Below are 22,990 nucleotides of genomic sequence, written 5' to 3' on the forward strand. Positions count from 1 at the left end.
TTCCGGCTCGCCAGGAACGACGCCGGCGCGGGCCAGCGATGTTCCCGGTGGCGCCGGGCGATCAGTGCTCGTGGCCGTCCGGGCCGTGCACGTGACCGTGTTCCTTCTCTTCGTCGGTGGCCTCGCGAACCTCGGTGACTTCCACGTCGAAGTTCAGGGTCTCACCGGCCAGCGGGTGGTTGCCGTCCACGGTCACTTCATCACCCTCCACGGCGGTGATGGTGAAGATACGCGGGCCGGCCTCGGTCTGGGCCTGGAACTGCATGCCCGGCTGCAGCTCGCCGCCGGCGCCTTCGAAGGCGGAGGCGGGAACCTGCTGGATCAGGCCTTCATGGCGCTCGCCATAGCCTTCTTCCGGGGCCACCTTCACTTCCAGCTTATCGCCGGCTTCCTTGCCCACCAGCGCTTTCTCCAGGCCCGGAATGATGTTGCCGTGGCCGTGCAGGTAGTTCAGCGGTTCTTCCCGCTGACGGGAGGAATCGATGGTCTGGCCGGCTTCGTTGGTCAGAGTGTAGTGGAAGGCCACTACCTTGTTGTCTGCGATTTGCATGGATGCCCCTTTGGGGTTGAATGTATGGCGGATGAATGCCGGCGCGAAACGCCGTGATCATCTATGGTAACAGTCCCGCCAAGGGGCTGACCAACCGCCGCCGGTGGCTGGCTCGAAATGACCATCATTCGGGGGGCGTGCTCCGCCGCGCTTTCTGGCATCATGGCAGCCATGCTCGAAGACCGTTTTGGACGCATCATTGATTACGTACGGCTGTCGGTGACCGACCGCTGTGATTTCCGCTGTGTGTACTGCATGGCGGAGGACATGACCTTCGTGCCCCGTGCCCGGGTGCTCACCCTGGAGGAGATGGCGCGGCTGGGCCGCGTGCTGGTGGCCCAGGGCGTGCGCCGCATCCGTCTCACCGGCGGCGAACCTCTGGTGCGCCGCAACCTGACCTGGCTGGCCCGGGAGCTGGGCGCCCTGCCCGGGCTGGAGGAGCTCAACCTGACCACCAACGGCGCGCGGCTGGGCCGCTATGCCGGAGAACTGCGCGACGCCGGCGTCACCCGGGTCAACATCAGCCTCGACTCCCTGCGCCCGGACCGCTTCCGGGAGCTGACCCGCACCGGCCGCCTCGAGGACGTACTGGAGGGCATCGAAGCGGCCCGCGAGGCGGGCTTCCAGCGCATCCGGTTGAACAGCGTGGTGATGCGGGGCCGCAACGAGGATGAAGTGAGCGACCTGGTGGGCTTCGCCCTGGAGCGGGGCCTGGACATCGCCTTCATCGAGGAAATGCCGCTTGGCCAGATCGGCGAGCACAGCCGCCAGGAAGCCTTCGTGTCCTCCGCGGAACTGCGCGAACTGATCGGTGAGCGCTACCCGCTGGTGCCCCTGGCCGCCGGTACCGCCGGTCCGTCGCGCTATTGGCGCGCCGAGGGCCACCCGGGTAGCCGGGTCGGTTTCATCTCGCCGCACTCCAATAACTTCTGCCACGCCTGCAACCGGGTGCGGGTCACCGCCGAGGGGCGCCTGCTGTTGTGCCTGGGCCATGAACACAGCCTGGACCTGCGCGGCATCCTGCGTGCCCACCCGGACGACGACCAGCCGTTGATCGATGCCCTGCACCGGGGCATGGAGATCAAGCCCGAGCGCCACGAGTTCAATCTGGCCGAGGGCGAGCAGCTGGTGCGCTTCATGAACATGACCGGCGGCTGAACCGCCGGCCGGCTGGGGCGCCGCCGCCAAACTTTGAAAGACTTTTCACGTTGCAGCCCGCTGCCATTTCGGCATCATGGGTCGATTCCGAATGGGAGCTGATTCGTGAAAACCCTGCCTGAACTGTTTCAAAAGAACGAAGAGTGGCGCCGCGACATCGAGCTGGATAACCCCGGCTTCTTCAAAACCCTGGAAAACCAGCAGAGCCCGCGCTTCCTGTGGATCGGTTGCGCCGATTCCCGGGTGCCCGCCAACCAGATCGTCGGGCTGCTGCCCGGCGAGCTGTTCGTGCACCGTAACGTGGCCAACCTGGTCAACCACACCGACCTCAATCTGCTGTCCGTGCTGCAGTTCGCCGTGGACGTGCTAAAGGTGGAGCACATCATGGTCGTCGGCCATTACGGCTGCGGCGGCGTGAATGCCGCCATGGACGATCAGCCCCACGGGCTGATCGACAACTGGCTGCGCCAGGTCCGTGAACTCTACCTGCGTAACCGCAGGGCTCTCGCGGAACTGCCGAACGACAGCGCCCGCCTGGATCGCCTGTGCGAACTGAACGTGGCCCGCCAGGTGATCAACGTGGCCAACACCACCGTGGTCCAGGAAGCCTGGCGCCGTGGACAGCCGCTCAGCATTCACGGCTGGATCTACTCCATCGCCAACGGCAAGCTCAGCGACCTGGACCTGGGCGTGCAGACCAATCAGGAACTGCGCGACCTGGAAGCGGAAAGCTATCAGGACTGACCCGCTCTTCGCTTTACGGGAACAGGGCCCGCCGCCAGGTGGGCCCGACCAGTGCTTGCGCCGGTGCCGCCACGGCCCGGCTCTGCACATGGCTGAGCCCGTGGCTCCGCGCCATGGCGGCGTCCGCGCCCAGCAGTAGTGCCGCCGCTCCTCCCAGGCGCGGGCGAGCCGCCAGTACCGCCTCCCTGGCGCCGCTTCGTTCCGCCAGATCCGGATGCAGTTTGATCAGGTCCGGCGGGCGCGCCGCCCATACCTTGTCATCCGGTGGTGTCGTGATCCGGTCCAGAGCGATGCGATAGCCATAATCCCGATAGCTGTCCACCGCCGTGGCCAGGGCCCGACTGTCCCGGTACGGGTCCGGCTGAATCTCCAGCATCACCCGCGACGGCTCCAGCCCGCACTGACGCAGAATCCGCTCGAACGCCAGGCCGTGCTCGCGGCGCACGCCGGCCAGATGGCGAGGATGCACGTTCAGCGACAACAGCCCGCCCACGCTCGGTTGCAGTAAAAAATTCAGTGCGTGCAGGGTCCGGCACAGGCGGTCCAGATAGACGATCTCCTCGGCGGTGCTTGCCAGCATGAACAGCGATGAGGGCGTCAGCCGGCCGCCCCGACCGGTGACGCTGAGCAGTGCCTCGTGGCCACAAGGCTGCTCCGGCTCCACCGGCAGCATGGGCTGGAACAGGGTGCCCAAACGCAGGCCGGCGTACTCGGCCACCACCCGACCGTTGCGCATCCGCAGGGCGTCGCGCAGTGCCAGCCGCTCGCCATACTGGCGCACCTGTTCGCGGTTGAAGTAATCCAGAAGTTCGCTGATCGGCATGGGGACCTCCGCCCGCCAGTGACATTTCCAGGCAGGGTAACGGCGACCCGCTTATATTTAAAAAGAATAATTCAATAGAAATATATTACTTTATGATCTTTTGGGCCGGCTCTTAGGATAGCTCTCATCGCCGAATGGTTCGGCACGGCCCACCCGACAGCGGGAGGCGCGATTCGCTTGTTGAGTTTCACGCTGTCTGGAGAACACCGCTATGAAGAACGGGATCGTGCTGGCCTCCGCCGCGCTGCTGGGGAGCCTGCCCGCCGTCGTCGGCGCCGCCGGCCCCACCCTGTACGGCAAGGTAAACCTGTCCCTGGAGAACATCGATTTCGAGGGCGCCAGCCTGGCCGGTCCGCGCGTCGCCGAGGGATGGGAACTGAATTCCAATAATTCGCGGATCGGGATCAAAGGCGATTTCGATCTGGACGTGGGCAATCTGAAAGCCGTTTACCTGGCCGAATTCGGCATCGACGTGGACGAAGGCGACAGCGGTGGCGAGACCTTCAGCCAGCGCAATGTCTACGCCGGCCTTCAAGGCGCCTACGGCACCGTTATCGCCGGCAAATTCGATACCCCGCTGAAGCGTATCGAGGGGCCGGTGGATCAGTTCAACGACCTTTACGGCGACCTGGACACCTTCATCGGTGGCCAGAACCGTAGCAACAACATCATTCAGTATCAGACGCCGGTACTGTGGAACGGGCTCACCGTGAAGGCGGCCTTCTCGCCGGCGGAGCAGGACGACGTGGACGGTGATGGCGACGAGGAGGACGGCCTGGCCGATACCGTTTCCGCCTCTTTGGAATGGCAGCGCGATGGTCTCTACGCGGCGCTGGCCTACGAGACCGACCAGGCGGCGCGGCGCTCGGTGGACGGCATCGACCGCGCCGACCTGCTGCGCGCCAGCCTGTCCTACCGGCTCGGCGCCCTGGAGCTGGGCGCCCTGGCACAGCGCGCCGAGGACGCCAGCCCCGGCGGTGACCTGGAGGATCGCAGCGTGCTGGCCAGCGCCGCCTGGCATTTCGAGCGTCTCACCCTGAAAGCCCAGGGCGGGCAAACCAAGGGCGAGGAAACCGGGGAACAACTGAAGCTGTGGGCGCTGGGCGCGGATTACCGCCTCGGCGCCGGCACCCTGGCTTACGTGTACTTCTCGCAACTGGAGCGGGACGACGCCGGCACCGAGGACCGGGCCGCCGGTACCGGCCTGGCGTTTAAATTCTGAACCCCAGGGTCTGAACCATAAGGAGGGATCGACATGAGTGATCCGAACGCACAGCGCACGCCGGCGCCGGACGACGGTGACCTCGCGGCGCTGATCGCTTCACTGATCAAGGATCTGCGCTTCGGCGCGGTGGAGATCACCGTCCACGAAGGGCGCGTGGTCCAGGTCGAGCGCAAGGAAAAGTACCGTTTCGACAAACGCTGAGGCTCGACGCGACATCGGCTGACCGGACCACCGGAGGCCTCCATACCGTTATTGAAAGCACCCTTGGAGGCTGAACATGAATTGGAAAACCTGGCTTGCCGCCGCCACCCTGGGCCTGGCCCTGGGCCAAACCGCCCTGGCGGACCGCGAGATACTGAACGTGTCCTACGATCCCACCCGGGAGCTGTACGAGGCATTCAACAAGAAGTTCACCGAACACTGGAAACAGGAAACCGGTGAAACCATCACCGTGCGCCAGTCCCACGGTGGTGCCGGCAAACAAACGCGGGCCATCATCGACGGCCTGGAGGCCGACGTGGCCACCCTGGCGCTGGCCTACGACATCGATGCCATCTCCGAGAAGACCGGCATCATCCCCGGGGACTGGCAGACCCGCCTGCCACACAACAGCGCGCCGTACACCTCGACCATCGTATTCCTGGTGCGCGAGGGCAATCCCAAGAACCTGAAGGACTGGGACGACCTGCTCAAGCCCGGCGTCGAGGTGATCACGCCGAACCCCAAGACCTCCGGCGGCGCGCGCTGGAACTATCTGGCGGCCTGGGCCTACGCGGAGAAAAAGTACGGTTCCGAGGAGAAAGCCCGGCAGTTCGTCGGCAAGCTTTACAAGCAGGTTCCAGTGCTGGACTCCGGGGCGCGGGGCGCCACCACCACCTTCGTGAAACGTGGCATCGGTGATGTGCTTCTGGCCTGGGAAAACGAGGCGTTGCTGTCCATCAACAAGCTGGGGCGCGGTGATTTCGAGATCGTGGTGCCGTCGATTTCCATTCTCGCCGAGCCGCCGGTGACGGTGCTCGACAAGAACGCGGAGAAACACGGCACCACGGACATCGCCAAGGCCTATCTGGACTATCTGTACAGCCCGGTGGGCCAGGAGCTGGCGGGCAAGAACTACTACCGTCCGGTGGATCCGGAGTACGCCAGTAAGTACGCCGGTACCTTCCCGGAGGTGAATCTGGTCACCGTCAACGAAGCCTTTGGCGGCTGGCAAAACGCGCAGCGCACGCACTTCAATGATGGCGGTGTGTTCGATCAGATCTACAAGCCTGAGTGAAGCGCAATCATGGCCAAACGAGTCATACCCGGCTTCGGGTTGTCCCTGGGCTTCGCGACCTTCTACACCAGTCTGATCGTGTTCATCCCCCTGGCGGCGTTGTTCGCCAAGGGGCTGTCCCTGGGTGGCGCCGATCTGTGGCGGGTGGTCAGTGATCCACAGGCGCTGGCCAGCTACAAGCTCAGCTTCGGCGCCGCCCTCGCCGGAGCGCTGATCAACCTGTTGTTCGGGGGGCTGGTGGCCTGGGTGCTGGTGCGCTATGCCTTCCCCGGCAAACGTATCGTCGACGCCCTGGTGGACCTGCCGTTCGCGCTGCCCACGGCGGTGGCCGGTATCGCGCTCACCGAGCTATATGGCCGCAACGGCTGGTTCGGCGCGCCACTTGGCGAGCTGGGCCTGAAGGTCGCCTACACGCCGATCGGCGTCACCGTGGCGCTCACTTTCATCGGCCTGCCATTCGTGGTGCGCACGGTGCAGCCGGTACTGGCCGGCCTGGATCGTGAACTGGAGGAGGCGGCGGCAAGCCTTGGCGCCGACCGTTGGCAAACCTTCCGGCGGGTGCTGTTCCCGGCATTGCTGCCGGCGGCGCTTACCGGTTTCGCACTGGCGTTCGCCCGGGCGGTGGGAGAGTACGGCTCGGTGGTGTTCATCAGCGGCAACATGCCGTTCCGCACCGAAATCACGCCGCTGCTGATCTACAGCAAACTGGAACAGTACGACTACGCCGCCGCCTCCGCCCTGGGCATGGTCATGCTGCTGTTCTCCTTTGTCCTGCTGCTGCTTATCAACGGTCTGCAGTTCTGGACCGTGAAACGGGCAGGAGGCTGATATGGCGACCCTCGAGATCAATGTTTCCCGTGTTACCGAGCGCGCGGTGAGCGAGGCGCCATGGCTGCGCCGGCTACTGGTCGGCATTGCCCTGGTATTTCTGCTGGCGTTCCTGCTGGTACCGCTGTTCCTGGTGTTTCGGGAGGCGTTCTCCCAGGGTGCGCGGGTTTATCTGGCGGCTCTGTCCAACCCGGATGCCCGACACGCCATCAAGCTCACGCTCACCGCGGCCGCCGTGGCGGTGCCCTTGAATGTGATCTTCGGTCTGGCCGCCGCCTGGGCGATCAGCAAATTCCGCTTCCGTGGCAAGCAAGTGATGATCACCCTGATCGACCTTCCGTTCGCCGTGTCGCCGGTGATCGCCGGTCTGATCTATGTGCTGTTGTTCGGCAGCCGGGGCTGGCTGGGTCCGTGGCTGGAGAACAACGGCCTGCACATCATCTACGCGGTGCCCGGCATCGTGCTGGCCACCGTTTTCGTGACCTTTCCGTTCGTGGCCCGGGAGCTGATCCCGGTGATGCAGGAGCAGGGCGTCACCCACGAGGAAGCGGCGCTGACCCTGGGCGCCGGCGGCTGGCAGACGTTCTGGCGCGTGACCCTGCCGTCGGTGAAGTGGGGGCTGCTGTACGGGGTGATTCTGTGCAACGCCCGTGCCATGGGTGAATTCGGCGCCGTGAGCGTGGTGTCCGGCCACATACGCGGCAAGACCAACACCCTGCCGCTGCATGTGGAGATTCTCTACAACGAATACGAGTTCGCCGCCGCCTTCGCCTGTGCCTCGCTGCTGGCGCTGCTCGCGGTGGCCACGCTAATCGCCAAATCGGCCCTGGAATACAAGCACCAGCGGGATCGTGAGCGGTCGCTGCGCGCCGCCGCCCGCCAGGAGGAACCATGAGCATTGAAGTCCGCGACCTGAGCAAACGGTTCGGCGCCTTCCAGGCGCTGGGCGATGTATCCCTGACCTTCAACAGCGGCGAACTGGTGGCCTTGCTGGGGCCCTCCGGCTGCGGCAAGACCACCCTGTTGCGCATCATCGCCGGCCTGGAATACGCCGATACCGGCGCCGTATTGCTGGCCGGCGAGGATGCTACCGCCACCCATGTGCGAGAGCGGGGCGTGGGGTTCGTGTTTCAGCATTACGCCCTGTTCCGTCACATGACGGTGTTCGACAACGTGGCCTTCGGCCTGTCGGTACGGCCGCGCCGCCTGCGCCCGGATAAAGGGGACATCACCCGCCGCGTTCATCGCCTGCTGGAACTGGTGCAACTGGACTGGCTGGCGGACCGCTACCCGGATCAGCTCTCCGGCGGCCAGCGCCAGCGCATCGCCCTGGCCCGGGCCCTGGCGGTGGAGCCCCGGGTGCTGCTGCTGGACGAGCCCTTCGGCGCGCTCGACGCCCGGGTACGCAAGGACCTGCGCGCCTGGCTGCGGCGCCTGCATGACGAACTGCACGTGACCTCGGTGTTCGTCACCCACGATCAGGAGGAGGCGCTGGAAGTAGCGGACCGGGTGGTGGTGATCAACCAGGGCAGGGTGGAGCAGGTGGGCACGCCCCAGGAGATTTACAACTCGCCCGCCACGCCGTTCGTGTACGGTTTTATTGGCGACGCCAATCGGTTGAGCGGTCAGGCCGCCGCTGGTTGGGCCGATTTTCATGGGCTGCGGGTGGCGGCGCCGGAGTTCGGGCAAAGCGAGCCCCGGCCGGTGACTGGTTACATACGTCCCCATGATATCGAGCTGAAAAGCGAGGGCGGGACCGGTGTGGCGGGTCGCGTGGAAAGCGTCGCGCAGGTGGGCGCGGCGCTACGCATCAGCGTGCGCGTGGGAGAAAGCGCGCCGTCGCTGCAGGTGGAATTGCCCCACCATGGCGGCCACTGGCCGTTCGCGGTGGGGCAGGCGGTGCACGCTCGGCCTCGGGCCGGGCGTGTGTTCGCGGGCTGAATGGCCGCTCAGAACCAGAGTCGCACGCCGGCCACCAGGGTGGTCTCCTCCACCTCGCCGCCGGCGACGCGGGTGCGCGACGCGGTGTCACCGAATTGCCGCTCCCAGTTCACGCCGATGTAGGGCGCGAACTCCCGGCGGATTTCGTAGCGCAGCCGCAGGCCGGCCTCCAGGTTCATCAGGCCGTCGCCGGTGTTCAGCTCGTCGTCCGCCTTGCCGGCCAGGTTCATTTCCAGGGCCGGCGCCAGGATCAGCTTCTGGGTGAACAGCAGCTCGTACTCGGTCTCCAGGCGCAGCTGGGTGAGGCCGTCCTCGCCGATGAACAGGTTGACGTCGGTTTCGAACCGGTAGGGCGCCACGCCCTGCACGCCGATGCTGGCCCAGTCCCGGTTGGGGTCGTCCGGCTGCCAGTCCCGGCGCGCGCCCAGTTGCCAGTCCCAGAATGGCGCGAAGGCATGGCTCCAGGCCAAACGGGTCTCGAACGACTCGGTTTCACCGCCCTGGTCCATGAGCCGCTCGCCTTCGGTGCTCAGGTACAGTTTGTCGATGTCGCCGCCGTACCAGGCCGAGGCCTCCCACACCGCCAGGGTGCCTTCGTCCACGTCGCGGGCCTCCAGCTCGTCGATGATCACGCGGCTGAAGGCCGGCTCACGCATGTCCATGCCATGGGCGCCGCTCCACAGAGCGAGCCCCGCCACGGCCAGGGCCGGGGTCAGTGCTTTTGTCTTCATCAGTGATGCCCCCCGTGTTGATGGCCGTGGTGCGGGTCGCCGTGGTCGGGCGCGGCCGCTTCCACCACGCGCACTTCCCGGAACATGCCCGCCTGCATGTGGTACAGCAGATGGCAGTGGTAGGCCCAGCGACCGGGAGTGTCGGCGCGCACCAGGTAGCTGAGTTTCTCGCCGGGCTTCACGGTGATGGTGTGCTTGCGCAGCAGGCGTCCGTCGCCCAGTTCCAGGTCGCTCCACAGGCCATGCAGATGGATCGGATGGGTCATCATGGTGTCGTTGACCAGGGTGATGCGGGCGCGCTCGCCGTGCCGCAGTTCCAGGGGCACGGCGTCGGCGAACTTGATGCCGTTGAAGCTCCACATGTAGCGGTCCATGTTGCCGGTCAGGTGCAGCACGATCTCGCGGTCCGGGTGGGAGCTGTCCGGGGCGCCGCCGGCGGTTTCCAGGTCCGCGTAGGTGAGCACCTTCCAGGGCCTTTCACGCAGGCCGATGCCCGGATCGTCCAGCAACGCCGCCGGCGCCGTGGCGCGCATGTCCACGCCGGGACCGTACTCGGAGTCCAGGTGCTCGGTGGCGTTGGCGCGGGGCGCCAGATCCGGATTGCCGGGCACGTTGGCCAGGGGCACGTGCCCGCCCGGCGCGGCGCCGTGATCCGTGCTCCCGTGCGCCATGCCGTTCATGTCGCCGCCATTCATGTCGCCATGCCCCATGTCGGCGTGGCTCATGCCACCATGGTTCGCGGCGCCGTGGCCCATGCCCGCCATGGCGCCCATGCCCATCTCCGTGTGACCGAGCAGCGGCGGCGGGTCCATGGCCGGCACCTCGGCGCGCAGGGCCGGGTCCGGGGTCAGGGTGCCGCGGGCGAAGCCGGAGCGGTCGATGCTCTGCGCGAATACGGTGAACGCCTGCTTCTCCTCCGGGGTGACGATCACGTCCAGGGTTTCCGCCACGCCCAGCCGGCACTCGTGAAAGCGCACCGGCTTCACCGGCTGGCCGTCCATGGCCACCACGGTCATGTCCAGGCCGGGGATACGGATGTCGAAGAAGGTCATGGCGCTGGCGTTGATAAAGCGCAGGCGAACCCGCTCGCCAGGTTTGAACAGGCCGGTCCAGTTGCCGTTGGGGCTATGGCCATTGAGCAGGTAGGTATAGGTGTAGCCGGTGACATCGGCCAGGTCGCTCTGGCTCATGCGCATGGTGTTCCACATGTGCCGGTCCTTGAGCGTTCGGGCCACGCCTTTTTCGCGGAAATCGCGCAATGTGTCGAATACCGTGCGTTCGTTGAAATTGTAGTAGTGGCTGAGCTTTTTGAGGGTGGCGTAAAGCTGGTCCGGGGATTCGTCGCTCCAGTCCGAGAGCACCATCACGTAGTCCCGGTCCACCGGGTGCGGCTGTGTTTCCGCCGGATCAATGACGATGGCGCCGTACAGGCCGGTCTGCTCCTGGAAGCCGGAATGGCTGTGATACCAGTAGGTGCCGTTCTGTTTCACCGGGAAGCGGTAGGTGAAGGTCTCGCCGGGGGGAATGCCGTCGAAGGACAGGCCCGGCACGCCGTCCATCTGGAATGGCAGCAACAGACCGTGCCAGTGGATCGAGCTGGTCTCCGGCAGGCGGTTGGTCACCGCCAGGGTGACGGTGTCGCCTTCGCGCCAGCGCAGGGTGGGCGCCGGCAGGCTGCCGTTGACCAGGGTGGCTGGGCGGTGGCGGCCGGTGAGGTTCACCGAGGCGGTGTCCAGGGTGAGATGGAAATCCGTGCCGCTCAGTTCGGCGGCGCCGGTCTGGCCCTGCCTGGCCAGCAATTGCCGGGGCGAAAAGCCCAGGCCGAGGACGGCGCCGCCCAGGGCAAGGCCCTGCACGAAGCGACGTCGCCCCAGGGACGGGGTGTTCGAAGTCATGTCGAAACTCCTGATGCGTTTTTAAAGGCCGCGCATGGCGCGACCGGTATCACGGGCGATCAGGAAGGCAGGGACGGTGGTCGCCAGGGCGGCGAGGAAAAACCGGCGAGCGGGTTGTCCGGCAGAGGGCTGGCGGTGCCGGGGCCGGTGCGTTCCGTGCCATGCGGGGAGGCACTCCAGGGCAGGCTGGCGGACTGGCAGGCCGGTGGGCAGGGGCAGGCACCGGTGTGTTGCTCGCAGCCCGAGGCGTGGGAGGGTGCCCGGGAGGGGGTGTCGGCACGGGGCGCCATCATCGCGCCCGTCGCGGCGGGGGCGTGGTGGGCCTGGTGCGCGAGGCTGCCAGTCACGGCGGCGGCGCCGGTCTGGGCAAGCAGGCCAAGACCGGCCACCCATCCCAACAGGCACAGCAGCACGAATCGATTCATAGTGGGAGCATAAAACCCCGGGGTGGCCCGGGGGTCAAGCGTGCTGTCGGTTTGGCTCGTCGCGTTGGGTCAGTAGCCAGCGCAGATCCTGCAGCCCCTGGCGCCATTCGCCGACACCGGAGGCGGCGTTGATATGCCCCAGGTCGCCGCCGTTGCGGAAGGCGGCGCCCCAGTGGCGGGCCAGCCGCCGGCTGTCCTCCAGGTCCATCCAGGGGTCCGTGGTGCTGGCGATCACCCGTGCGGGCACCGGCAGCGGGCCGGCCAGATCGTCGATGCACAGCGGCGCCGGGCACGCCGGCGCCACCAGCAGCAGGCCGGCCACCCGTTCCGGCCGCGCCATCGCGTAGGTGGCGCAGGCCAGGCTGCCGAAACTGTGGCCGATCAGCACCGCGGGCTCCGACAAGGGGGCCAGGGCCCGCTCCAGGGCTACCTGCCAAAGGGCCAGATCCGGTTGGCTCCAGTCCTCCAGTTCGATGTGCCGGAGCCAGGGCATGTGCTGGCGCCAGCGGCTCTGCCAATGGTGTTCGTCGCTGCCGTTCAGCCCCGGCACCAGGATGCCCTGGAAGGGGCCGTCGCTCTCGGCGGGGCGAACCCGGGCGGACACCGGCGCGCGCCGGGCCGGGCCGACGGACGGTGAGATTACCGCTGACATGAAGCTCTCCTTGGCGATTCAGGAACCGGCGCGGGCCGGAAACGGCGCGAACCATAAGCGGGCGCGCGTGAGGAACGCGCCATAGCATGGGGTCGCGCCCTCGCCCGGGAAGGCTAAGGGCGAAGGTTTATGATTGTTTTACCGATGCTGGACGATTCGGTGACAACCCGGCTGTCGTGCCGGGCGTGTGCTTGCTCCGGATCGCTCTTGTGCATAGAATGAGAACGATTCTTATTATTGTAAGGGCCCCGGGTCGATGATCATCGCCGGGGGGTTGGGAGGGCATGTGTCGACCACCGAACTGGCCCGGCACGAGGGCATCACGGTGCTGTATACCGAGCACCATGGCTGGCTGCTGCACTGGCTGCGGCGGCGTCTCGGCGATGCCGGCGTTGCCGATGATCTGGCTCAGGACACCTTTGTCAGCCTGATGAATTCCGGCAACGCGTCGGACATTCGCCAACCCCGTCCTTTTCTGGCCACCATCGCCCGTCGCTTGATCGCCCACCGACACCGCCGCCAGTTGCTGGAGAACAGCTATCTGGATTATCTGGCCACGTTGCCGGAAGAGGTGGCGCCGCCGCCGGAGCGGCGGCTGCAGGCACTGCAGGCGTTGCAGCAAGTGGACCAGGCCCTCGATGGTCTGCCGGCCAGGGTACGGGAGGCCTTTCTGCTCGCGCACCTGGAAGGACTGCGCTACGCGCAGATCGCCGAGCGGTTGGGGGTGTCGGCCAGCTCGGTCAAACAATACCTGACTCGCGCTAACCGGCAGTGCCTGTTCGCGTTGGCGTTCTGAGCCATGAGCGATTCCGATTCCGTGCACGCCGGCCCCATGGCCGAGGGCCAACCGTTGGATGAGGCCGTGGCATCCCAGGCGGCGGAATGGCTCACCCTGCTGATGTCCGACCAGGTGGATGAAGCGGACCGGCGACGTTGGCGGCACTGGCGCCGCGCCCATCCGGATCACGACCGGGCCTGGAGGCATATCGAGGCCGTTACCGGCCGGTTCCAGGAGATGGTTCCCGGCGCCGCGTACCGTGCCCTGTCGTCCGAGGATAAAGGGCCCTCGTCACCGGGGCGTCGCAAGGTACTCGGCGCATTGCTGATGGTCGGTGCCGGCGGAGCGTTGGGGGCGTATTCCGGAAGCTGGCGCCGATGGAGCGCCACCTACGCGACCCGGATCGGAGAGCGCCAGGCCTGGACGCTGGCCGACGGGACCCGGGTAACGCTCAACACCGGCAGCGCCCTGGATGTGGATTTCAGTGCCGGCCAACGACGTTTGCGCTTATTGGCCGGTGAGGTGTGGGTGGTAACCACGCACGCCGTGGGTGGCGAGGACCCGCGCCCGCTGACGGTGGATACCGTGCAAGGGCGGTTCCGCTCCCTGGGTACCCGCTTCAGCGTTCGTCAGGAGCAGGGCCGCACCCGGTTGGTGGTGAGCGAGAGCGCGGTGGCGGCTCGCTCATGGTCGCCAGCCGAGGCTCCCCGGGTGGTACGCGCCGGGCAGACGGCGGTGTTCAGCGACGCGGGGCTTGAGACCCTTGAGACGGTGGCCCCCGCGGAACCCGGCTGGGTGCGTGGCCAGATCGTGGCCGACGATATGCCGCTGGATGAATTTCTTGATGAACTGAAACGATACCGGCCAGGGCTGCTGCGCCACGATGACTCGTTAGCCGGACTGCGCGTCTCCGGGGTGTTCCCGCTGGATGATACGGACCGGATTCTGGAAACGCTGCCGAGGGTGATCCCCGTGAGCGTGCATTGGCGCACCCGCTACTGGGTGACGGTGACGCGCGCGCCCTGAAATTTTTCTGCCCGATTTTCGTTCTCGCGGCACCTACTCGATGAAGCCTTTGTTTTTTGCCTGATTCGAGGGAACCGCATGATCACGACACAACCTCCGCATCGCACCCGGGTCGCCGTGGCCCTGGTTCTGCTCGCCCTGTTCGCGGCGAGCCCGGCGGTCGTCGGCGCGCAGACCGATCCGGGTGGCGCCCGGGAGGCCCGCGAGCACTATGAAATCGCCGCCGGGCCATTGGCCCCGGCGTTGCGTGCGCTGGCTAGCCGGGCCGGCATTCTGCTCACCTACAGCAGCGAGCAGACCACGGGCAAAACCACGCCGGGACTGAGCGGCGATTTTTCCGATCGGGAAGCATTGAATGCCTTGCTCGTCGGCACCGGCCTTTATGCGGAGTGGCTTGAGAATGGCGGTTATGTGTTGCGTGATAACGCCGACTCGGTGACCCGCACGCTGGCGCCGGTGGCGGTGACCGCCAACCAGCTCGGGCAGATCACGGAGGGCACCGATTCCTACACCACCGGCGCCATGGCCACCGCCACCCGGCTTGTGCTCACTCCCCGGGAAACCCCGCAATCGTTCAGCGTGGTAACACGCCAGGAAATGAACGATTTCAATCTCACCAATATCGACGAAGTGATGGCGCACACGCCCGGTGTGAACATCGTGACCTACGACAGCGAACGGACCGAGTACTACGCGCGCGGCTTCGCGATCCAGAATTTCCAATACGATGGTATCCCGATGACGCGCAATTCCGCCTATTCGGCGGGTAACACGCTCAGCGACATGGCCATCTATGACCGGGTGGAGGTCCTCAAAGGGGCCACCGGCCTGCTCACCGGCAGCGGCGATCCGGGCGCCACCCTCAATCTGATCCGCAAGAAACCCACCTATGATTTTCAGGGCCACCTGACCGGTGGCGCCGGCTCCTGGGACAATTATCGCGGTGAGCTGGATGTGTCCGGCCCGCTCAATGACAGCGGCAGCGTGCGCGGCCGAGCCGTGGCCGCGTACCAGGACCGTCACTCCCATTTGGACCGCTATCAGCGCCAGACCTCGGTGTTCTACGGTATCGTGGAAATCGACCTGTTCCCCGATACGCTGCTCACCCTGGGCGCCGACTACCAGGACAACGAGCCGGAGGGCTCAACCTGGGGCGGCATCCCCATCTACGATACCCAGGGGCACTTTAATGACCGGTCGCGCTCGTTCAATAACGGCGCGGACTGGAGTCACTGGGACCAGTACACCCGGACGGTCTTCGCCACCCTGGAGCACTACTTTGAAAATAACTGGGTGACCAAGCTGCAGCTGAATCATCAGATCAACGGTTACGACGCGGCGCTGGGGGCGGCGGCGTCCGGTAACCCGGACCCGGCCGATGGCTCCGGTGTGGGGCTCTGGCTTGGCCAGTACGTGGGCAAAACCCGCAGCAACGCCGCGGATTTATACGCCAGCGGCCCGTTCGATTTGTTCGGCCGGCGCCACGAGCTGGTGGTCGGCGGTAGCGTCAGCAAACGCATTTGGACCAACAAGGGCTATGGCGCGCCCGCCGGGTACACCGGCTCCGTGCCGGATTACTACGAGTGGCGCGGTGATATCCCCGAACCGGACTGGGAGCTGAACGGCAAGGACCGGGAGGTCATCGAAGAAAACGGTGTCTACGCCACGGCGCGTTTCAGCCTGCGTGACGACCTGACGTTGATCACCGGCGGCCGGCTGGCCAATTACCAAAGCGAGGACGTGGAAGAATCCGATGTGCCGGTGCCCTATCTGGGCCTGGTCTACGACCTTAACCACCAGGTCGCCGTGTACGGCAGTTATACCGGTATATTCAAGCCGCAGTCCGAGCGTGATGAAAGTGGTACCACCCTGGACCCGGTGGAGGGCATCAATTACGAAGCCGGCGTCAAAGTGGGGCTCTTTGACGACCGGCTGAACGCCAGCGCCGCCTATTTCCGTCTGGAGCAGGATAATTACGCGGAAGCCACCGGTGGCCTGACACCCGGTGGCGACACCGCCTACCGGGCGCTGGACGGGGTGGAGACCAAGGGCTATGAGCTGGAGCTGAGCGGGCGCCTCACGGATCGTTGGGAACTGCACGCCGGCTATACCCACAAGGTGGCGCGGCTCGACGGCGAGAAAGTCGATACCCTGGCGCCGGAGAATCAGTTCACTCTGTTCACCACCTATGATCTGAGCGGCCGGCTGGCTGGCCTCACCCTGGGCGGCGGCGCGCGCTGGCTGGACAAGACCTGGGGTGATGTCACCTATCCGCCCTCCGGCACCACCCGCCACACCGTGGACGATTACTGGGTGGTGGACGCCATGGCGCGCTACCGCTTCAACGACAGGCTGTCCGCCACCCTGAATGTGAACAACCTGCTGGATGAGGAGTACTACACCATCTTCAGCTGGTACAGCACCTATACCTGGGGTGAGCCGCGCAGCGTCAATCTGAGCGCTACCTGGCGTTTCTGATTGGTTTTGGATCGCGGTTGCGATCGGGTACCATTCGCGAGCCGCTTTTATTTACATCCTTGTCAATCCGAGTCCGATGCTCATGGCCAGTCTCACCGTTTCCCGGTTTCATCTTGTCTCACGCGTGGCCGCCGCCGTGTTGGGCGGTTACCTGTTTGTGTGGGGCGCCATGGCATTGGGCGTGGCCGGTCTGTTCGCCCTTGGCATGTCGTTTCATGATGCCGAGCACCTGTGTGCCATGCTGGCTTTTCTGGTGTATCTGGTGGTGTTTCTGTGGAGTTTCGCGGCGCCGGATTTGCGGCGGGTGTGGCTGATACTGGCCGGCGGCGGGGCGTTGATGAGCGTGCTGGCTTCCCTGATCCAGCATGCCTTGATCTGAGCGGAGTCCGATTATGATGCAGAACTTCCGCCTCGCCATGGCCTGGGTGCACACCTGGTTCGGGTTGTTGCTGGGCTTCGTGTTGATCGTGGTGTTCTTCTTTGGCTCGCTGTCCGTATTCGACCGGGAGATTGATCGCTGGGCGATTCCCGAGACCCGTTTCGAGCCACAGCCCATGCCGTCCTTCGATGAAATCCTGAGGCCGGCGTTCGAAAGCATGCAGCCCACCGAGGAGAGCGTGGCGGCCATGCGCGGCCGGGTCGACGGCCCGATGCCGGCCCATTTCGACACGCCGATTCGCTGGGGCGCCTACACCACCCACCGGGACCCGGTGCTGGGACTGTTCGCCGGCTATCAGGTGCCCAACGCCAAAAACCCGGACGAATTGGTCTGGGGCAACCGCACCATCGATCCGCGCAGCGGTGATGCCTTGCCCGACGACCGGTTGAAAATCGGCAGCCGTTTCTTCTACCCACTGCACTACAGCCTGAACCTGCACTGGATGGACCTGGGCTACTGGATCGTGGGGCTGGCGGCGCTGGTCATGCTGGTGGCCCTGGTCACCGGCGTGATCATGCACCGAAAACTGTTTCGTGAGCTGTTTACCTTCCGGCCCGGCAAGAGCAAACAGCGCAGCCTGCTGGACCTGCATAACCTGACCGGCGTGGTGGCGCTGCCGTTTCATTTCATGTTTGCCTTCACCGGGCTGGTGATCTTCGCCGGCATCTATTTCCCGGTGACGCACACCCAACTGGAACCGCTCCACGAATTGCACGAGGTGCTCGACGCCGAGGAAACCGGTCTGCCCCACGAACGCGCCGGCAAGCCGGCGGCCATGGCCTCCGTGGACGCGATGGTGCGTGAGGCGCAGCGGCGCTGGGCCGAGCGTGACATGGCCGGCGAGGTGGGTTTCCTGGCGGTGCAATACGTCGATGACGCCAATGGGTACGTGAGCGTCTACCGCGCCGGCACCGACCGTATTGCGTTGACCGGTGAAGGTATTCACTTCAAGGCATCCACCGGCGAGGTGCTGCGCGAGGACCCGCCACCCTCGGTGGTGGAGCGGGTGGACGAATTTCTTACCGGCCTGCATTTGCAGCATTTCCGCCATTGGATGCTGCGCTGGTTGTATGTGTTCGGTGGCCTGATGGGGTGCGTCTGCCTGGCCACCGGTTTTCTGTTCTTCGTCGAAAAGCGCAAGCGTCAACACGCCAAACGCGGTGAATCCGGTGCCCGTGTGGTGGATGCCCTGGCGGTGACCACGGTCACCGGCATGCTGGTGGCGACGCTGGCCATGTTGGTCGCCAACCGTTTGCTGCCCGACCATCTGCCGGGACGGGGCGATTGGGAACAATACAGTTTCTGGGGCGCCTGGTTGCTGGCCATGGCGCATGCCTTTCTGCGCACCGCGCCGGTGGCGCGGGCGCGACTGGCGCCGGCCTGGCGGGAACAATGCCTGGCCGTGGCGGTGATGGCGGTGACGGCGGTGCTGCTTAACTGGGTCACCACCGGCGACCATTTGCTACGTACCTTGCGTGACGGCTATTGGCCGGTGGCGGGTGTGGATCTGTTCATGCTGACGGGCGCGGTGATCGCGTTGCTGGCGGCGCGACGACTGGGGCTTCGGCGGCGACCGCTGCCGGTGGCGCTGACCGACGAGGAGGCAGCCCATGCCTGAGGCCCTGCTTTTGTCGCTGGCGGCGTTGCTGTGTTTGATCGGTATGGGCTGGCTGGCGCTGGCTCTGAACGTGCATTGGAAACAGGTACGGGGGGCCGCGTCGCGCGGTGTTTTCACCGCCCGGCGGCTACGCGCCATGGCGGCACTGGCGCTTCTCAGCGCGTTGCTGCTGTGCCTGAAAGTGGATCACGCCACCATGGCGTCGCTGGTGTGGGTGATGGTGCTGGCCGCCGCCGCGCTGGCGGTGGCCCTGATGCTGGCCTGGCGTCCTCGCTGGCTGGCGGTTCTGCTGGCCCGGGCGCCCCACCGCTGACGCCCGGGCCGGCGCCTATTTCAGATGGGCACCGCCGTCCACGCGCAATGCCTCGCCGGTGCTCAGGTCGCCGCCGATCACCAGGCCCAGCACCGCTTGCGCCACGGTCTCCGGGGAGGCGGCGTCGTGCAGCGCGGCGCCGGCCTTGGTCTTCGCCAGCATCTTGCCGTAGGCCTCCGAGCCCAGCCCCTTCTCCAGCCATTCGCCCTGCACGAAGCCCGGGCAGATGGCATTGACCCGAACCTCCGGACCCAACACCCGCGCCAGCGACTTGGTCATGGTCAGCAGGGCGCCCTTGGACGCGGCATAGGCGATGGAACTGCCGACCCCGGCCAGCCCGGCGATGGAGGCCATGTTGACCACGTGGGCCAGGCCGGCGGCACGCAGCGCCGGGGTGGCGGCGCGGGTCATCTGGTAAGCGCCCACCGTGTTTACTTCATAGAGGCGCAGGAAGTCGTCCTTGTCGAGGCCGTCCAGGTCGTGATGCGGGCAGAATTTAGTGGTGCCGGCGTTGTTGACCAGCACGTCGAGACGGCCGAATTCGGCCACGGTGGCGTCCACCAGGGCACGGCACTGGGCATCGTCGGCCACGTCGGCCTGGTGGATCAGGGCGCGCACGCCTTGAGCTTCGCAGTCCCGGGCCACGGCGCGGGCGCCGTCCTCGTTGCGGCTGTAGTTGATTACCACGTGGCAGCCCTGTTCCGCGAACAGGCGCGCGGTGGCGGCACCGATGCCGGAAGAGGAGCCGGTGATCAGGGCGACGGCGTTGTTCAGTTTCATTGTTATGGTCCCGTATGAGTCAAACGATGACTCGGGACGTTACTGCATTCGCCCGCCGCTGTCGCCGGTGGCGGCGGTGAACAGGTTGGCCAGGGCGTCGAGCTGGTCCTTGAGTTCCCAGTTCACGTCCTGGGAGAGAACATGCAGCAGGATCATGGCGTTGATCGGGCCGTCGGAACCGCCCTGGCGGAAACGCTGCACGAAGCAGCGATTCAGTTCACCGAGATCGCGGTAGGCCCGGTTCAGGTCGTCCAGATCAAGGGTTCGTTCCTCGCCGGAACGGGTGGCCAGATAGCGGCCCAGCAGATAGAACCCCACGGTACGCGCCAGGGTTTCGGTTTCCGTGCTGACCGGCAGGTGAAACAGGGCCATCGGACGCAGGAAGCGGGTATGCGGGCAGTCGCTGAGCGCGCACACCAGCCCGAACAGTGAACTGAGGGCCCGTTGCACCGTGGTGTGAGTGCGATATTCGCGTTGGCTATCCTCCACCCGCAGGTCGATCTCGCGGAACGATTCCCCCAGGTCCTGGTGGGGCAGGGTGTAGGCCAGGTTACGGGCGATCGGGCAGTCACGGTGGCGGGCCGGGTCCAGTGGGCAGTGACTGCACTGGCAGTGTTCCAGGCGCGCCCAGGGAGGTGCTTCATAGTCGTCGGGTACCACCAGGCCGTGGTGCTCCGGTGACAGCGTCAGGCGTACCTGGATGGCGTCCGTGTCGCCGTCGTGCAGGAAATAGCGAATCTCAGGCGGCATGGGCCTTGCCCTGTTCCGCCAGTGGCAGGCGGATGTGGAAGCGGGTGCCCTCGCCGGGCGTGCTTTGCGCGCTCAGGTTGCCGCCATGGCGTTGGATGATGTCCTGGGAAATGGACAGCCCCAGGCCGGTGCCCTTGCCGATCGGTTTGGTGGTGAAGAATGGCTCGAAGATCTGCGCCAGTTGGTCCTCGGCGATGCCGACGCCGTTGTCGGTTACCGTCAGGTGGTACCAGTGGGCGTCGGCGTGGGCCTCGATGGTGATCTCGCCTTCTTCCGGAATTGCCTGGGCGGCGTTCACCAGCAGGTTCATGAACACCTGGGAGAGCTGGCTCTCGGAACCCACCACCCGTGGCAGCTCCGGGTCGATGGCCTGTTTCACGCGCACCCGGTGCCGCAGTTCATGGCCGGCCAGGTTGAGCGCCACGTTCACGCAGCCGGCCACGTCCACCGGTGCGTAGTCCTCCTGTTTGTTGTAGGAGAAGTGCTTGAGGTCGTTGATGATTTTCTTGATGCGCTCGATGCCCTCGGCGGTCTCGCGCATCAGGGCGGGGTGGTCGCGCAGCACCACCTCCAGGGAGCGCACATTCAGCTTCAGGCTCTTCTCCGCCTGCATGAACTGCTCGAAGCGCTCCGGGTCGATGCGCCGGCGCAGACCCTGAATCACCGATGCCAGCCCCGCCAGGTATTCCTCGCAGCGGCGCAGGTTCGCCGATACGAAGGCGATCGGGCTGTTGATTTCATGGGCGATGCCCGCGGAGATGGTGCCCAGGGAGGCCATTTTCTCCGAGTGCAGCAGCATGGACTCGACCTGGTTGATCTTCTGATCCTTGTCGCGCACGGCCTGGATCAACTCGCTGTTCTGCGCCTTGATCTGGGTGATGTCGGTGCCGAAGTAGATGTAACCGTCGTCCTCGTCGGTGATGTAGGAGAGCGGGAACAGGAACATATTCACCCAGTACAGATCGCCGTTCTTCTTGCGACAGCACACCTCGCCGTTCCAGACCCCGCGCCGGGCCTGCTCGCAGCGCATGAAATGGTTTTTCAGCTCCGGGTGGTCGAGCGGGTGATGAATGCTTTCGTGGTGGCCGATCAGATCGCGGAAGTGAAAGCCGCTCAGGGTCAGGAAGCTGTCATTGGCGAAGGTCACCTGGCCCCGGGTATCGGTGGTGAGCACGCAGTATTCGTCGATGATGCGCGCCAGCGGGCCGAGTACCTTCTTGTTGAGTTTGTATTCGTTGGCGTTTACCTCGATCAGCCGCAGTTTACGGCCGAAGCTGCTCTGGCTGAGTGAGGAGAATTCCGCCAGCTTGGCCTCCACGTTCATGGATGCCCGGTAGGTTTTGTACAGAAAGAAGATGATGATCAGAAGGATCAGGGTGGACGACACCAGGAACAATCCCTGGCTGCCCATGTTGGCGAACGGCCCGTCGAGCCCCTGTAGCAGATCCATGCGCCGTTACCCCCTCGGCGTGGTTGTCATCAGCCGTCGTAGCCCATGCTCTTCAGGGCTTCGCGCTGGTCGCGCACGGTCTGGGCGAGAATCTTGTTTTCCAGCAGGACATCGCGGAATTTCAGGCCCTCCTCGATGCACTGAATCAGGTGCTCGTCCTCCCAGGGTTTGGGAATAAAGCGAAACGCGCTGGCCTGGTTGATCGCTGACATCAGGGTGTCGATGTCGATGACGCCGGTGAGCAGGATACGGATGGTGTCCGGCTGCATCTCGCGCAGGGCCTGGAGCAGTTCGATGCCGTCCAGATCCGGCATGCGGTAGTCGGTGATCACCGCGTCGAATACCGTGGTGCGGGCCCGGCGAAGGGCCTGGTTCGGATCGGTATAGGTCTCCACCTCCCAGTCCTCGCGGTCGGCGAGCACCCGGCGCAGAGCCTTCAGAATGTAGTCTTCGTCGTCGACGACCATGATCCGGTGCATGGCGGTTTCCCCTTCTTCTTATCCGGTGGTGTTGGCTGTTTTGTAACCGGAGCGGTGCCATTATGAGCGCTGCAACTCAGAAAATCACCGTATTCTCACTGATAGATCACCGATTACTACGAAGTTACTACTACCCTGGCGTCCTGCCAATGCAAATCATCGCCCCACTGCTACCGGTCGTACCCCCCGGCGGCGGGTTTTGCCCGCCGCGCGGGGGTTGCCTATACTGCTCCGGTCCTCAATCGGTTTGGCCCTGGATCCGGATGCCCCGTTTTCGCGTGCTCGTCTATCTGCTGCTCTCGCTTACCAGCATCCATGTGCTGGTGGCGGACGTGGGTGTCCATGAGCACATGATCAGCCACGACGGCGACCCGGTGCTGAGCCAGAACGAACATACCCACGCCGCCGGCGGCGCCACCGAGCTGTCGCCGCATTGCTGCCAGTGCCACGGTTTCGTGTCGCCGCTGGCGGTCGCTCCGGCACCGGTGCCGCTGGCGCCCGCACCGCGCAACAGCGGCGTGCCGGCCCTGCCCCCGGCGCCCACCTTCCAGCCTTACCGCCCTCCCATCGCCTAGCCTCCGGAGCTCCGGCTCCCCGGTTTCACCACGGGCCCGTCGCCCGTGTTATCCCG

The 22,990-nt window shown here is 65.4% G+C and carries 25 protein-coding genes; 15 read left to right on the forward strand and 10 right to left on the reverse strand.

Annotation, left to right across the window (positions count from 1 at the left end):
- Positions 1–61: 61 nt before the first annotated feature.
- On the reverse strand, positions 62–550 hold the full coding sequence (locus ACLD02_RS02620) for a peptidylprolyl isomerase (protein ID WP_203103748.1): 489 nt from the start codon (positions 548–550) through the stop codon (positions 62–64).
- Between the two features lie 162 nt (positions 551–712).
- Here ACLD02_RS02620 and moaA point away from each other — a divergent pair, with 162 nt between their 5' ends.
- Entirely contained in the window at positions 713–1,708 is a 996-nt protein-coding gene (gene moaA, locus ACLD02_RS02625) for a GTP 3',8-cyclase MoaA (RefSeq protein ID WP_203103746.1), read from the forward strand.
- A gap of 105 nt (positions 1,709–1,813) precedes the next feature.
- Entirely contained in the window at positions 1,814–2,452 is a 639-nt protein-coding gene (can, locus tag ACLD02_RS02630) for a carbonate dehydratase (RefSeq protein WP_203103744.1), read from the forward strand.
- 13 nt (positions 2,453–2,465) lie between these two features.
- Here the strand turns inward: can and ACLD02_RS02635 are convergent, their stop codons facing one another.
- The gene (locus ACLD02_RS02635; protein WP_410297857.1) at positions 2,466–3,275 is read right to left on the reverse strand and encodes an EAL domain-containing protein; all 810 of its coding nucleotides are present in this window, start codon (positions 3,273–3,275) and stop codon (positions 2,466–2,468) included.
- A gap of 211 nt (positions 3,276–3,486) precedes the next feature.
- Here ACLD02_RS02635 and ACLD02_RS02640 point away from each other — a divergent pair, with 211 nt between their 5' ends.
- From ACLD02_RS02640 to ACLD02_RS02665, 6 genes are all read left to right on the forward strand, one after another.
- Complete coding sequence (locus tag ACLD02_RS02640) at positions 3,487–4,497, forward strand: porin (RefSeq protein WP_203103740.1); 1,011 nt, start codon at positions 3,487–3,489, stop codon at positions 4,495–4,497.
- Between the two features lie 33 nt (positions 4,498–4,530).
- Positions 4,531–4,701 (forward strand): YezD family protein, encoded by a 171-nt coding sequence (locus ACLD02_RS02645; RefSeq protein WP_203103738.1) that lies wholly within the window; start codon positions 4,531–4,533, stop codon positions 4,699–4,701.
- A 76-nt stretch (positions 4,702–4,777) separates the two neighbouring features.
- Complete coding sequence (locus ACLD02_RS02650; protein ID WP_203103736.1) at positions 4,778–5,776, forward strand: sulfate ABC transporter substrate-binding protein; 999 nt, start codon at positions 4,778–4,780, stop codon at positions 5,774–5,776.
- Positions 5,777–5,785: 9 nt separating this feature from the next.
- Entirely contained in the window at positions 5,786–6,604 is an 819-nt protein-coding gene (cysT, locus tag ACLD02_RS02655; RefSeq protein ID WP_203103734.1) for a sulfate ABC transporter permease subunit CysT, read from the forward strand.
- A gap of 1 nt (position 6,605) precedes the next feature.
- Positions 6,606–7,499 carry a sulfate ABC transporter permease subunit CysW gene (gene cysW / locus ACLD02_RS02660; RefSeq protein ID WP_203103732.1) on the forward strand — a complete coding sequence of 298 codons (894 nt, stop codon included), beginning with the start codon at positions 6,606–6,608 and terminating at the stop codon, positions 7,497–7,499.
- Positions 7,496–8,545 (forward strand): sulfate/molybdate ABC transporter ATP-binding protein, encoded by a 1,050-nt coding sequence (locus ACLD02_RS02665; RefSeq protein ID WP_410297858.1) that lies wholly within the window; start codon positions 7,496–7,498, stop codon positions 8,543–8,545. The genes cysW and ACLD02_RS02665 overlap by 4 nt, the downstream gene beginning before the upstream one ends.
- Before the next feature lie 8 nt (positions 8,546–8,553).
- Here the strand turns inward: ACLD02_RS02665 and ACLD02_RS02670 are convergent, their stop codons facing one another.
- From ACLD02_RS02670 to ACLD02_RS02685, 4 genes are read right to left on the reverse strand one after another with little or no spacing between them, the layout of a single operon-like run.
- Positions 8,554–9,276: a copper resistance protein B gene (locus tag ACLD02_RS02670; protein ID WP_203103728.1), complete on the reverse strand. Its 723-nt coding sequence runs from the start codon at positions 9,274–9,276 to the stop codon at positions 8,554–8,556.
- Positions 9,276–11,171 (reverse strand): copper resistance system multicopper oxidase, encoded by a 1,896-nt coding sequence (locus ACLD02_RS02675; RefSeq protein ID WP_410297859.1) that lies wholly within the window; start codon positions 11,169–11,171, stop codon positions 9,276–9,278. Before ACLD02_RS02675 ends, ACLD02_RS02670 begins: the two co-directional genes overlap by 1 nt.
- A gap of 59 nt (positions 11,172–11,230) precedes the next feature.
- A complete protein-coding gene (locus ACLD02_RS02680; protein WP_410297860.1) occupies positions 11,231–11,596 on the reverse strand; it encodes a hypothetical protein in 366 nt (121 codons plus the stop codon).
- A 34-nt stretch (positions 11,597–11,630) separates the two neighbouring features.
- On the reverse strand, positions 11,631–12,248 hold the full coding sequence (locus ACLD02_RS02685; protein WP_203103722.1) for an RBBP9/YdeN family alpha/beta hydrolase: 618 nt from the start codon (positions 12,246–12,248) through the stop codon (positions 11,631–11,633).
- Positions 12,249–12,534: 286 nt separating this feature from the next.
- Between ACLD02_RS02685 and ACLD02_RS02690 the strand changes: the two genes are divergently transcribed.
- From ACLD02_RS02690 to ACLD02_RS02715, 6 genes are all read left to right on the forward strand, one after another.
- Complete coding sequence (locus ACLD02_RS02690) at positions 12,535–13,044, forward strand: sigma-70 family RNA polymerase sigma factor (RefSeq protein WP_338015196.1); 510 nt, start codon at positions 12,535–12,537, stop codon at positions 13,042–13,044.
- A 3-nt stretch (positions 13,045–13,047) separates the two neighbouring features.
- Positions 13,048–14,052, forward strand: coding sequence for a FecR domain-containing protein (locus tag ACLD02_RS02695; RefSeq protein ID WP_410297861.1), 1,005 nt, complete (start codon positions 13,048–13,050; stop codon positions 14,050–14,052).
- A gap of 78 nt (positions 14,053–14,130) precedes the next feature.
- Positions 14,131–16,530, forward strand: a complete 2,400-nt coding sequence (locus tag ACLD02_RS02700) for a TonB-dependent siderophore receptor (protein WP_410297862.1) — start codon at positions 14,131–14,133, stop codon at positions 16,528–16,530.
- An 82-nt stretch (positions 16,531–16,612) separates the two neighbouring features.
- A complete protein-coding gene (locus ACLD02_RS02705) occupies positions 16,613–16,909 on the forward strand; it encodes an iron uptake protein (protein ID WP_203103714.1) in 297 nt (98 codons plus the stop codon).
- Between the two features lie 13 nt (positions 16,910–16,922).
- Positions 16,923–18,587 carry a PepSY-associated TM helix domain-containing protein gene (locus ACLD02_RS02710; RefSeq protein WP_203103712.1) on the forward strand — a complete coding sequence of 555 codons (1,665 nt, stop codon included), beginning with the start codon at positions 16,923–16,925 and terminating at the stop codon, positions 18,585–18,587.
- Positions 18,580–18,900 (forward strand): DUF3325 family protein, encoded by a 321-nt coding sequence (locus ACLD02_RS02715; RefSeq protein ID WP_203103710.1) that lies wholly within the window; start codon positions 18,580–18,582, stop codon positions 18,898–18,900. Before ACLD02_RS02710 ends, ACLD02_RS02715 begins: the two co-directional genes overlap by 8 nt.
- A gap of 15 nt (positions 18,901–18,915) precedes the next feature.
- Here the strand turns inward: ACLD02_RS02715 and ACLD02_RS02720 are convergent, their stop codons facing one another.
- Genes ACLD02_RS02720 through ACLD02_RS02735 form a run of 4 tightly spaced genes read right to left on the reverse strand, consistent with a single transcriptional unit; the run spans position 18,916 to position 22,359 of the window.
- Positions 18,916–19,680 (reverse strand): SDR family NAD(P)-dependent oxidoreductase, encoded by a 765-nt coding sequence (locus ACLD02_RS02720; protein ID WP_203103708.1) that lies wholly within the window; start codon positions 19,678–19,680, stop codon positions 18,916–18,918.
- Positions 19,681–19,719: 39 nt separating this feature from the next.
- Positions 19,720–20,430, reverse strand: coding sequence for a DUF6901 family protein (locus ACLD02_RS02725; protein ID WP_203103706.1), 711 nt, complete (start codon positions 20,428–20,430; stop codon positions 19,720–19,722).
- On the reverse strand, positions 20,420–21,880 hold the full coding sequence (locus tag ACLD02_RS02730; protein ID WP_410297863.1) for an ATP-binding protein: 1,461 nt from the start codon (positions 21,878–21,880) through the stop codon (positions 20,420–20,422). Before ACLD02_RS02730 ends, ACLD02_RS02725 begins: the two co-directional genes overlap by 11 nt.
- Positions 21,881–21,909: 29 nt before the next feature.
- On the reverse strand, positions 21,910–22,359 hold the full coding sequence (locus ACLD02_RS02735; protein WP_203103701.1) for a response regulator: 450 nt from the start codon (positions 22,357–22,359) through the stop codon (positions 21,910–21,912).
- A gap of 263 nt (positions 22,360–22,622) precedes the next feature.
- On the opposite strand from ACLD02_RS02735, the gene ACLD02_RS02740 reads away from it, so the two are divergent.
- The gene (locus ACLD02_RS02740) at positions 22,623–22,934 is read left to right on the forward strand and encodes a hypothetical protein (protein WP_203103699.1); all 312 of its coding nucleotides are present in this window, start codon (positions 22,623–22,625) and stop codon (positions 22,932–22,934) included.
- Positions 22,935–22,990 lie beyond the last annotated feature (56 nt).

This window comes from Alloalcanivorax sp. C16-2, assembly GCF_046507615.1.
Lineage (GTDB): Bacteria > Pseudomonadota > Gammaproteobacteria > Pseudomonadales > Alcanivoracaceae > Alloalcanivorax > Alloalcanivorax marinus_A.